The organism is Winogradskyella sp. (assembly GCF_016744625.1).
Classification (GTDB): Bacteria; Bacteroidota; Bacteroidia; order Flavobacteriales; family Flavobacteriaceae; genus Winogradskyella.
On record NZ_JADGDZ010000031.1, the window covers coordinates 1 to 10,998 of the forward strand.

12 protein-coding genes and 1 other RNA gene are annotated in these 10,998 nt (G+C 32.4%); 6 read left to right on the top strand and 7 right to left on the bottom strand.

Features of this window, described 5'->3' with window-relative positions:
* Positions 1-1,232: RluA family pseudouridine synthase (locus QZZ53_RS08380; RefSeq protein WP_296383513.1), on the top strand; the 1,232-nt coding region annotated here is incomplete at its 5' end.
* Between the two features lie 56 nt (positions 1,233-1,288).
* On the opposite strand, the gene fahA is transcribed toward QZZ53_RS08380, so the two are convergent.
* Positions 1,289-2,581, bottom strand: coding sequence for a fumarylacetoacetase (fahA, locus tag QZZ53_RS08385; RefSeq protein ID WP_296383515.1), 1,293 nt, complete (start codon positions 2,579-2,581; stop codon positions 1,289-1,291).
* A 114-nt stretch (positions 2,582-2,695) separates the two neighbouring features.
* Here fahA and glyA point away from each other — a divergent pair, with 114 nt between their 5' ends.
* Complete coding sequence (gene glyA / locus QZZ53_RS08390; protein WP_296383517.1) at positions 2,696-3,970, top strand: serine hydroxymethyltransferase; 1,275 nt, start codon at positions 2,696-2,698, stop codon at positions 3,968-3,970.
* Positions 3,971-4,029: 59 nt separating this feature from the next.
* Here the strand turns inward: glyA and QZZ53_RS08395 are convergent, their stop codons facing one another.
* The 5 genes from QZZ53_RS08395 to QZZ53_RS08415 all read right to left on the bottom strand — a co-directional run bounded on the left by QZZ53_RS08395 (position 4,030) and on the right by QZZ53_RS08415 (position 8,279).
* The gene (locus tag QZZ53_RS08395) at positions 4,030-4,263 is read right to left on the bottom strand and encodes a hypothetical protein (RefSeq protein ID WP_296383519.1); all 234 of its coding nucleotides are present in this window, start codon (positions 4,261-4,263) and stop codon (positions 4,030-4,032) included.
* A 15-nt stretch (positions 4,264-4,278) separates the two neighbouring features.
* The gene (locus QZZ53_RS08400; protein ID WP_296383521.1) at positions 4,279-5,850 is read right to left on the bottom strand and encodes a right-handed parallel beta-helix repeat-containing protein; all 1,572 of its coding nucleotides are present in this window, start codon (positions 5,848-5,850) and stop codon (positions 4,279-4,281) included.
* A 153-nt stretch (positions 5,851-6,003) separates the two neighbouring features.
* On the bottom strand, positions 6,004-6,771 hold the full coding sequence (locus tag QZZ53_RS08405; RefSeq protein WP_296383524.1) for a hypothetical protein: 768 nt from the start codon (positions 6,769-6,771) through the stop codon (positions 6,004-6,006).
* An 81-nt stretch (positions 6,772-6,852) separates the two neighbouring features.
* Positions 6,853-7,242: a thioesterase family protein gene (locus tag QZZ53_RS08410; RefSeq protein WP_296383526.1), complete on the bottom strand. Its 390-nt coding sequence runs from the start codon at positions 7,240-7,242 to the stop codon at positions 6,853-6,855.
* An 11-nt stretch (positions 7,243-7,253) separates the two neighbouring features.
* Positions 7,254-8,279: a glutaminyl-peptide cyclotransferase gene (locus QZZ53_RS08415; RefSeq protein WP_296383527.1), complete on the bottom strand. Its 1,026-nt coding sequence runs from the start codon at positions 8,277-8,279 to the stop codon at positions 7,254-7,256.
* Positions 8,280-8,379: 100 nt separating this feature from the next.
* Between QZZ53_RS08415 and ffs the strand changes: the two genes are divergently transcribed.
* The 4 genes from ffs (at position 8,380) to fsa (ending at position 10,549) form a co-directional block, all read left to right on the top strand.
* Positions 8,380-8,478: signal recognition particle sRNA small type (gene ffs, locus QZZ53_RS08420), an RNA gene on the top strand.
* Positions 8,479-8,535: 57 nt separating this feature from the next.
* Positions 8,536-9,339, top strand: coding sequence for an SDR family oxidoreductase (locus QZZ53_RS08425; protein WP_296383530.1), 804 nt, complete (start codon positions 8,536-8,538; stop codon positions 9,337-9,339).
* 46 nt (positions 9,340-9,385) lie between these two features.
* Positions 9,386-9,799, top strand: a complete 414-nt coding sequence (locus tag QZZ53_RS08430) for a hypothetical protein (RefSeq protein WP_296383531.1) — start codon at positions 9,386-9,388, stop codon at positions 9,797-9,799.
* A 96-nt stretch (positions 9,800-9,895) separates the two neighbouring features.
* On the top strand, positions 9,896-10,549 hold the full coding sequence (gene fsa / locus QZZ53_RS08435; protein WP_296383533.1) for a fructose-6-phosphate aldolase: 654 nt from the start codon (positions 9,896-9,898) through the stop codon (positions 10,547-10,549).
* Between the two features lie 29 nt (positions 10,550-10,578).
* Here the strand turns inward: fsa and QZZ53_RS08440 are convergent, their stop codons facing one another.
* Positions 10,579-10,950 carry a thioredoxin-like domain-containing protein gene (locus QZZ53_RS08440; RefSeq protein ID WP_365940469.1) on the bottom strand — a complete coding sequence of 124 codons (372 nt, stop codon included), beginning with the start codon at positions 10,948-10,950 and terminating at the stop codon, positions 10,579-10,581.
* Between the last annotated feature and the right edge of the window lie 48 nt (positions 10,951-10,998).

Consider the following 10,998-nt stretch of genomic DNA (forward strand, 5'->3'; position numbering starts at 1 on the left):
TTGAAGCTATTCAAAATCTTAAGGATTTTAAAAAGAATGCAAAAGATGAAAAGCAGAAAAGAAAGCTGCTTAGAGAAGAAGCAGAGCTTAAATTTTCAGCTTCTGAGAAAGAATCATTTTTTGAAGAATTGAAACAACAAAGTATTCAAAATAATATTGATTTAAAATACTTAAAATTGAATCTTGAAGCTAATATAGAAAACGCTGAAAAGAAGTTAACAGAATTAGTAAGACCAATTGAAGCATTAAAACTTGAGAGAAAAACACTTTCAGCAAGTTTACAAAGACAAATTCATGAGAAATATAGTTTCTTGAATGTAAATGGTGAAACTAAAGATCTAATAGATATCTTTAAAACAACTGATTTAGGGAAACCACCTGCAGCAGCTGGTGAATGTGCTGCTCCTAAACTATTTCAATATGCTTTTAAAAACAATCTAAAGCCATTAGTAATGGCTGAATTTTATTGGGGAATTTCACCAACCGCAGAGGTTAGAAAACATGGACAATTTTATCCATCTTGTAGAGGAAGATGCGAACCCATTTTAGAGCACATGATGCAAGGTTTAGATGTAGAACCAAATCCTATTGAATCGGCTGGTACTTTTAAAGGAGATATAGAAATCATTTATGAAGATGAATTCCTTTTAGTCTTAAACAAACCACATGAGTTTTTATCTGTTCCTGGAAAAACCATTAAAGACTCTGTATTAACTCGGATGCAAGATTATTTACCAGATGCTACAGGACCTTTGTTATTGCATCGTTTGGATATGTCTACTTCAGGATTATTGTTGGTTGCAAAGAATACAAGGACTCACAAAAACCTTCAAAAGCAATTTATTAATCGAACAGTAAAAAAGCGTTATGTAGCCTTACTAAATGGAGCACTAAATTCAGAAGAGGGTATTATTGATTTACCACTTCGTGTAGATTTAAATAATAGACCAAGGCAATTAGTTTGTTACGATCATGGAAAGTCTGCCAAAACTAAATATGAAGTTATTGAGATAAAGGATAACAAAACGAGGATTCATTTTTATCCTATTTCAGGAAGAACACATCAGTTACGTGTGCATGCAGCACATCATAAAGGATTAAATATGTCTATTGTAGGAGATGACCTATATGGAACTGTCGCTAATCGCTTACATCTGCATGCAGAATCCTTAAGTTTTGAGCATCCTGTGAAAAAAGAATGGATTAATTTTAATTGCGAAGCTCCGTTTTAAAATAAAAAAACTCGTAATTATTAATTACGAGCTTTTTCATCATTATAATAGATTGACTATTTCTTTTTCTTAGGATTAAATACAGGCAGCAACTGAGTTTTTACAGCACCAAATCCAATACGCATTCCATCATTTTCACAATGACCTCTCATAATTACAGTATCGAAATCATTAATGAATTTACGTTCAGAACCATCTTTCATTTTTAAAGGCTTTGTGCCTTTCCAAGATAATTCTAGCATAGAACCATAAGAATCTTCTGTTGGACCAGAAATGGTTCCGCTTCCCATCATATCACCAGAGTTAATAGGGCATCCATTAACCGTATGATGTGCTAATTGCTGTGCCATATTCCAGTACATATATTTGAAATTCGATTTACAAACTGTAGTTTCTTTTGCTCCTTTTGGTTGTATGCCTACTTCTAAATTTATATCGAAACTCTTTTTTCCTTTTGTTTGAAGATATTCTAAGGGTTTAGGGTCTTGTTTTGGGCTTTCTGTTCTAAACGGTTCTAATGCATCTAAAGTGACTATCCATGGCGACATTGATGATGCAAAACTTTTTCCTAAAAATGGTCCTAATGGCACATATTCCCATTTTTGAATATCACGAGCAGACCAATCATTAAATAGTACTAAACCGAAAATATACTCTTCTGCTTCGTCAATAGGAATTGATTCTCCTAAATCATTAGCATCAGTTGTAATAAAAGCCATTTCTAATTCAAAATCAATCAATTTAGAAGGTCCAAAAACTGGATTATCTGCTCCTTCTGGCATGGTCTGCCCTTGCGGACGATTCACAGGAATACCAGATGGTATTATTGAAGAACTACGACCATGATAACCAACAGGCATATGCACCCAATTTGGTAATAAGGCATTATCTGGATCTCTAAACATAGTACCTACATTAGTAGCATGTTCTTTACTCGCATAGAAATCTGTGTAATCACCAACTTGAATAGGTAATTGCATTTCAATTTCATCTAAACGAAATAGAATTGTTTCTTTATGTGGGTTGTTATTTTTTAAAGTATCATTTTCAGCATCAAAAATCTCGGCAATTCTATTTCTAACTAAACGCCAAGTTTTTCTACCATCAGCAATAAAGTCATTTAAGGTATCTTGTAAAAAGATATCATCTGTTAACGGAATACCTTTAAAATAACCTAATTGATGCAGTGCTCCTAGGTCAATTGCTGTATCTCCAATCCTAGTTCCAATGGTAATAATGTCGTCTCTGGTTAAGAAAACACCAAAAGGAATGTTCTGAATAGGGAAATCTGAATTTTTATCGACATGTAACCATGACGTTCTATCTGGATTATTGGCTGATAATGGCATATTGTAATTGTTGATTAATTGTTCATTAATTTCTAATCAAACCTAAGGAATTTTTGATATTTAAACTAATGTATTTAGTATTTTTGGTGCTCATTTAACATAAGATTTTTATTTATGCAACGCGACGAACAAATTTTTGAACTTATACAAGCAGAGAGAGAACGCCAAATAGATGGTGTAGAATTAATCGCTTCTGAGAATTTTGTAAGTGACCAGGTTATGGAAGCTACAGGGTCTGTATTAACTAACAAATATGCCGAAGGTTATCCAGGTAAGCGTTATTATGGTGGTTGTGAAGTAGTAGATGAAGTAGAGCAAATAGCTATTGATAGAGCAAAGACCTTATTTGGTGCTGCCTATGCTAACGTACAGCCACATTCTGGAAGCCAAGCAAATACAGCTGTTTTTCATGCCTGTATAAAACCAGGTGATACAATTCTTGGATTTGATTTATCTCATGGTGGACATTTAACTCATGGTTCTCCTGTTAATTTTTCAGGAAAATTGTATCGTCCTACATTTTATGGTGTAAAAAAAGACACTGGTCGTATTGATTACGATATGCTGGCTGACCAAGCGCAAAAAGAGCAACCAAAATTAATTATTGCTGGTGCTTCTGCTTATTCTCGTGATATAGATTTTGCTAAGTTTAGGGAAGTTGCTGATAGTGTTGGTGCCATTTTACTAGCAGATATCTCACATCCTGCAGGAATGATAGCTAAGGGCATCTTAAATGATCCAATGCCACATTGCCATGTGGTAACTACGACAACACATAAAACCCTAAGAGGTCCAAGAGGAGGAATGATAATGATGGGAGAAAATATCGATAATCCATTTGGTATTACTTTTAAGAGTGGTAAACTTCGTAAGATGTCTGGTTTATTAGATTCTGGTGTTTTTCCAGGAAATCAAGGTGGACCTTTAGAGCATGTTATTGCAGCTAAGGCTATTGCTTTTGGAGAAGCTTTAACGGATGAGTTTATGCACTATATGTTACAAGTAAAACATAATGCAGATGCTATGGCTCAAGCATTTGTTGCTAAAGATTATAACTTAATTTCTGGAGGAACAGATAATCATATGATGCTTATTGATTTAAGAAATAAGAACATTACTGGTAAAGATGCTGAGAACGCTTTAGTAAAAGCAGATATTACAGTGAATAAGAATATGGTACCATTTGATACAGAATCTCCGTTTGTAACTTCAGGAATTAGAGTTGGTACACCAGCTATTACAACTAGAGGACTTAAAGAAAATGATATGTCTTTTGTCGTTGATTTAATTGATGAAGTACTTACAAATCACGAAAGTGAAACTGTTTTAGAAGGTGTTGCAAAAAAGGTAAATGAACTAATGGGTGGACGACCTTTGTTTAATGCATAAATATTAAATGAGATGCTGAAACAAGTTCAGCATAACAAAAAATATGAAAGCCTTTCAATTTAGTTTGAAGGGCTTTTCCTTTGTTTAATTACCCAATAATTTAGACCTATTGAAACTAGTAAAATAACTCCAATTACAATAAAACTAGTTGAAGATAGATTCTTAAATTCTGGTCTAGATATTTTGTTGAATAAAGCAATAGAATACATAAGTGCTATAGATGCATTAAAGAATATCCAAAGATATTTAGCTATTTCTATAATGAATTTTATGTAATCTAGTTTTCCTTTCAAAGTGTTACTAATTAACTAATCCTCAAAAGTAATACTCTCATAAGCACCGCAATCTGGTGCATTAGTATCTCTAGTATTGCCTAATATATCATTGCCAGAAGGCATTAATGAAAAAGCATTGCCATTTGCACCAGAATCTTCTCCAATACGCATGAGGTTTTCAAAACCATCTTCAAAATCTGGATCTACATTAAAAATGTTTTCGACATAGAAATCTGTGTCATCAAACATATAATTGCCAGTACCTTCAAGGTTATTATTGTCAAATCGTATTAAGCAATTGGTGAATTTATAACTAAAAACAGGACCTCTATCATCTAGAAAAATTTCAGGATTATCATTTCCGTAGATAATACAGTTGTTAAATTTAGCTTCGGTTAAATCATTGGTAAATGTCATTCCGTCTGCATCTTCTACATAATCATTTAAGAGTAGGGCAGGAAATTGTCTAAAACTGTTATTCCAGTAGTTAGCTATAGTACAATGTGTAAAGTTATATTTACCACCATATATGCCAGCAAATGATGATTGCCCACAATTGTTAATCACTAAATTTTCTGCAGTAATAGATGTCCCAGTTGCTCTAATACCAAAACTACTTGTATTATAAATTTGTGAATTAGTAATCGTTAATTTGTCTGTAGGTGCATCTTGGTTTCCGTCTGCTATAATACCAATCGTAGCATTTTTTATAGTTGCGTAATTAATGGTGTTGTTTACACTTCCGTCAAATAACCAAATAGTTCCCCATTGTCCGGCAATATCTGTATAAAGTGGCTCTAATCGATCACCTTCTAAAATTACTTCATTCTCTAAAGTATCTTGATCTGAGCTTAGCCCTCCATTAATATTTAGTGTTCCGTTATTAGTGACAATTATACCAGATTCTGCATGAAAGTGGACACGTGTACCAGCTTCCATGGTTAATGTTTTGCCGGCATCTACTCCTGCATAACCATAAATAACATAGGGTTTTTCACTGGTAAAAGTTAACTCGTCATCTTCTAGGAATCTGCCTTGTAAAGTGGTTTCGTCAGGTGTACCATCTCCATCTACATCAAAGGTTAGGGTTTCAACAATACCTGTGGTTGCATCTCTATTTGGATAAATAAATACTGCATCTTTTACTAAGGTAACTAAATCTACATCTTGTTGATTGTTACCATTATCAAATAGAATACGGTCTGTGTATAAGAATTGAGTGTCAGAATTGGATAATGTTTCTATATCTATTGTTGTTTCAATAAATATGAATAAGCTATCATTAGCCAATAATTCTATATTCTCAAAGAATTTACCTTCTTGTGCTCCTTCGAGTCCAGTACCTCCATCTACATTCATTCTGTAAAATGAATTAACACCATTTTCTAGTTGAATTGTAGGAATCACAATATCATCATCTCCACGATTATATACTTTGAGGTTATAAGTACTAGAACCAATATTGGTGAAAACCGTATCTAAGTAGACTGTGTCTTTAGCAAATCCAAGATTTCCTGTACTTGGGGAAAATTCGAAATCGTTACGACAAGAACTCCAAAATAATAAGATTCCGAAACAAATAAAGAATGATAGCAATCGCTTCATAAGAGATAAATATAATTAAGCCTTAAAAATATAACTTTTGAACTTAGGATTTATTATGAAGTCCTACATATTTACTAAATGTTTGTCATTCCGTACTTGATACGGAATCGATTTTTTAATACAATATTTCTAACTTTGTAGTAATGACAAATGTTAATCCTTAATCACATTCTTTTCGCCATATTGCTCTAATAAGATTAAAAAAAGTTGACTATTTAGCACTAATTGTTCTAGCAGTTGCATTTTTTTTTCGTCCTTAAGTAATTCTGAACTAATATATTTTGCTTCACAAAAATCATAAAATAGATGCGCTTTGTCTTCTGGGATTTTTAAATTTTCGGTGACGAGACGTTTATTGAAAAATGTACTTTTTTTAAATAAAGAATCCATTTGCTTATAGGTGATAGGACTATAGGCTGGCACTTTATATTTATTCTTCTTTTTAAAGAGTTTAGCAACTAAACCAATAATAGCAATGAAATCAACACCATATGTAGCACCAGCTGGTTGATATAGTCCAGGATTGTTTTTAATATCTTCTTGTATTAAATTCTGAAGTTCAATATTATAAGTTTGTTCTTCAAAGATAGGCTGCTCAGGTTCTGCTATAATTTCTACCTCATCAAGCTCACTTACTATTTTTTTGAGTTCAAAAACAGCAATGTCTTTAAAGTGTGAGTTATTAAGTATAACGACTTTTGGATGATAAAAGATGGATTCAAATAAAAGTGTGTCATTAACTTTTGCGATTAGACTAAAGTCTCCTTCTTTGCTAGTTACAGTAAGTCGTTTTTGAGTTTCATTATAGACTTTAATGTTTTTAACCGTTCCTGTAGCATCATAAACTTTTCCTTTTAAGGTTTGAGCATTTAGCGAAAAGGATAAGCAGAGTAAGGAAATAATTACAATTAATTGATGCATACTAGTTGATTGGTATGTTAAAGAAAACCCTTTAATCTGAAACTAATGAGTGCATTAAATAAACTTTAACCTAAAGAAATGTTAATTAAAAAGCTTAGCAATCTCAGTAGTTATTCTTGTAGGACGTTGAGTTTTAGAATCAATGAGGCACCATTTTGCTTTAGAACTTACAATAAGTTGTTCAGTTTTAGCATTTGTAATTTCTACGTGTCTTATTGTACTCACGCCTTCAACTTCAGGCACAAATGTTTTTAATAGCAGTTTATCACCAAGTAATGCCTGACTTTTATATTCTATAAAATGATTAACCAAAAACCATGAATAACGCTCTAAGATATCTTTTGACACATAAGTTAACCAATGCTCTTTAGCAATATCCTGTACCCATTGCACATAACGTACATTATTAACATGGTTAAGATCGTCTAAATCGGCTTTTGATACTGTTATGGTTTTTTTGAATATTTGCATCGACTACAATGTTATTTTTTTATAGTCACTTCAAAAAGTTTATCCCAATTTTTTCCTGTAACGAAAATTGTCTTACGCTCAGGATGATAAGCAATACCATTAAGAACGTCTAGTTCTTTATGCTGTGTTACTAGTTTTTTGAGTGGTTTAAAATCAATAACACCTTCTACACCACCAGTTTTTGGGTTTACAATAACAACACCATTACGTTGGTAAATATTGGCAAAGATTTTACCATCAATCCATTCGAGTTCATTTAAACTAGGGATTTTCCCTTTTTCAGTATATACTTCAAGGTGACTTTCTTCAGTAAGATTTTCAGGATTTAATAACCAGATTTTTTCTGTACCATCAGATTTGTAAAGTGTTGATCCATCATTACAAATTCCCCATCCTTCCTTACTAGTACCATAATTAAATGAACTTAGTTTTTCGAGCGTATTAGCGTCGTACACAAAACCTCTTTTAGCTTGCCACGTGAGTTGATAGATTTTTTCATTCAAAACTGTAAGTCCTTCACCAAAATATTGGTTATCTAAATTGACGTTTTTTAGAACTTCACCTGTCTCAAAATTTACTTTTCGCAATTTTGATTCGCCTCTCTGTCCTGTGCTTTCATATAGCTCACCATTATGAAACTCTAATCCCTGGGTATAAGATGTAATATCGTGAGGATATGTGTTTACTACTTCATAAGTATAATAAGAAGGAATGATATTATTAAAGACTTTAATAGACTTAGTTATGGTTTCTGTTTGGTCTTCGTAGTTAATTGTTGCTGTTATAACTTTTTCTCCTAAAGTAATATCATTTAAAACCGCTTTATTTTCAATAGCCTTTCCATTGAGTTGGTAGCTAATATTAGTAATATCTAATTTTTTTGGATTGTTAATGGATAACTTTAAGGTATCACCAAGTATAAGAGATTTTACTGTTGTATTGATTGTTAAGCCTGTTTGTTTTGATGCATTTGTCTCTCCACAATTAATAAAAACTAAGCTTAAACATAAGAGAATGATATATTTAGATAATTGCATAAGGTGTCTTTGATTTTTGAGCAAGTTATTAAATAAAATTCAGTTTAAAAATCATTGTATAAATGATTGTAAAAGTATTAAAAGATTGTATCTTTGCGGCTGGCAAGTCCTACACAACCAGCTCCTGTTGAATCCTCCAGGGCGGGAACGCAGCAAAGGTAAATGGTCGTAGCGGTGTGATGTAGGTAGCTTGCCTTTTTTTGTACCCTAAATTCTCCTATAAATTCGTATTTTGCTTATCTAAATTTTGTAGTTAATGTCTAAAGTTGTTTTAATAACAGGAGGTTCTTCAGGAATAGGGAAATCGGTAGGTGAGTACCTTAAAGAAAAAGGATTTAAAGTCTACGGAACAAGTCGTAATCCAGAGAATTATCCAGATAGCCAATTTCCTATAGTTGCATTAGATGTTACCAAGCAAGAAACTATTTCTACATGTATAACTGAAGTTTTAAAATATGAATCAAAAATTGATATTCTTGTAAATAATGCAGGAGCAGGAATCACTGGACCAATTGAAGAAATTCCGGATGTTGAAATAAAACGCAATTTCGAAACCAATCTTTTTGGACCTATTAATGTGATAAAAGCGGTTTTGCCTAGTATGCGTTCTCAAAAATCAGGACTTATTATTAATGTCACTTCAATTGCTGGTTATATGGGTTTGCCTTACAGAGGTGTTTATAGTGCAAGTAAAGGCGCATTAGAATTAATTACCGAAGCTTTTAGAATGGAGTTGAAGGAGTTTGGTATTCAAATGACCAATGTTGCTCCAGGTGATTTTGCAACAAATATTGCTGCAGGTCGTTACCATGCGCCAGCTTTAGACGATTCACCATATAAGGAAAATTACGGAAATTCATTAAGAATGATGGATGAGCATGTAGATAACGGAAGTAATCCACAGGAGATGGCTGAAGCTATTTTTAAAATTATTAAAACCAAAAATCCTAAAACGCATTATAAGGTTGGTGCATTTATGCAAAAATTCTCAATTGTATTGAAGCGCATTCTTCCAGACACCATTTATGAAAAGTTATTGATGAATCATTATAAGCTATAGACAAAGTGGTATGCTATTTGAGGTATAGTCTTCAAAATTAGCTATTATGAAATCATTAAAACTTCTCCCTTTTGTATTTTGTTTCTTATTCTTCGGTTGCGAGGATTTGGTAGACTGCATTTTCAATAAAAGACCAGAAATTCCAAATAAATATTTTGAAGCCGGTTTTGTAAATAGCTACTACTATGAAGAATTTACTTCAGAGGTAAAGAATGATCCTCGAGACGATGATTACGATTACTTTTATGAAATCTATGGAGATTTACCAGATGGCTTAGAGATGTATGCCAATTATAGAACACTATCAATTGAAGGTATGCCATTAACATCTGGAACTTTTACTTTTACTGTTCATCTTTTTGTTGATCCACCTGAGTATTATGATGAAGATTCTGGCCGATACGAAGACTCTTTGTGCTCAGATTCTACATCTAAAGAGTTTAGTATTACAATCAATTAATATTGTTAATAGATTCTGAAAAAATAGTCATCTAAAAAACCTTTAAAGTTGTAAATTCGCGACAGTTAAAAACACAACAATTCAAATTTAAATTAGATGAAATTTTTTATCGATACTGCAAACCTAGAGCAGATTAAAGAAGCTCAAGACATGGGTATTTTAGATGGAGTAACTACAAACCCATCGCTAATGGCTAAAGAAGGTATTACTGGCACTAATAACATTTTAAAGCACTATGTAGATATATGTAATATTGTAGATGGTGATGTTTCTGCAGAGGTTATTTCTACGGATTTTGATGGTATGATCAGAGAAGGTGAAGCTTTAGCTGAATTACACAATCAAATCGTTATTAAATTACCAATGATTAAAGATGGTATTAAAGCTTGTAAGTATTTTTCAGATAGAGGTATTAAAACTAATGTAACTTTAGTTTTCTCAGCTGGTCAGGCCTTACTTGCTGCAAAAGCTGGTGCAACATATGTATCTCCATTTATTGGTAGGTTAGATGATATTTCTACAGATGGTTTAAATCTTATAGCAGAGATTCGTCATATATATGATAACTATGCTTTTGAAACTGAAATATTAGCAGCTTCTGTGCGTCATACAATGCACGTTATAGATTGTGCTAAGTTAGGCGCAGATGTAATGACAGGTCCATTGAGTTCTATCACAGGATTACTTAAGCATCCTTTAACAGATATTGGTTTAGAGAAATTTTTAGCGGATTACAAGAAAGGAAACTAAGCTATTATAATAGATAATTATAAAGCATCTTATTTAATTATAAGGTGCTTTTTTTGTAGTAATTCTTCAAGTGTTTCTTCGAAACCTGACTTAAAGATATTAGCATTTGGATGTAAAATAATACCTTTATCATCAACAATAATGGCTTTATTTAAATAATTAACAGCTAGAGTTTCTCGCGCTTCTTTAGAGTTTTTGAATTTATATTCGTTCGTCGTCGGGAAATTATAATTACTGATGATGCTTTTCCAAGATTTATCATCATTATTATTTACATTAATAGATATAAAATCCATCTCAGGGAATTTAGACTTCAATTCATTAACCTTATAATGACTGTTTCTATACTGTGATTTAGAGTTAGAAGACCAAAAATAAATAATTGCTGATTTAGTGATAATTGAAGTTAGTAAATGTTCTGTATCATCAAAATTTACAAGCTATAGATT

Coding starts and splice junctions, on each gene's coding strand:
- fahA (WP_296383515.1), bottom strand. CDS start 2,581: ATGCCATTATCAGCCAATAATCCAGATAGAACGTCATGGTTACATGTC.
- glyA (WP_296383517.1), top strand. CDS start 2,696: ATGCAACGCGACGAACAAATTTTTGAACTTATACAAGCAGAGAGAGAA.
- QZZ53_RS08400 (WP_296383521.1), bottom strand. CDS start 5,850: ATGAAGCGATTGCTATCATTCTTTATTTGTTTCGGAATCTTATTATTT.
- QZZ53_RS08405 (WP_296383524.1), bottom strand. CDS start 6,771: ATGCATCAATTAATTGTAATTATTTCCTTACTCTGCTTATCCTTTTCG.
- QZZ53_RS08410 (WP_296383526.1), bottom strand. CDS start 7,242: ATGCAAATATTCAAAAAAACCATAACAGTATCAAAAGCCGATTTAGAC.
- QZZ53_RS08415 (WP_296383527.1), bottom strand. CDS start 8,279: ATGCAATTATCTAAATATATCATTCTCTTATGTTTAAGCTTAGTTTTT.
- QZZ53_RS08425 (WP_296383530.1), top strand. CDS start 8,536: ATGTCTAAAGTTGTTTTAATAACAGGAGGTTCTTCAGGAATAGGGAAA.
- QZZ53_RS08430 (WP_296383531.1), top strand. CDS start 9,386: ATGAAATCATTAAAACTTCTCCCTTTTGTATTTTGTTTCTTATTCTTC.
- fsa (WP_296383533.1), top strand. CDS start 9,896: ATGAAATTTTTTATCGATACTGCAAACCTAGAGCAGATTAAAGAAGCT.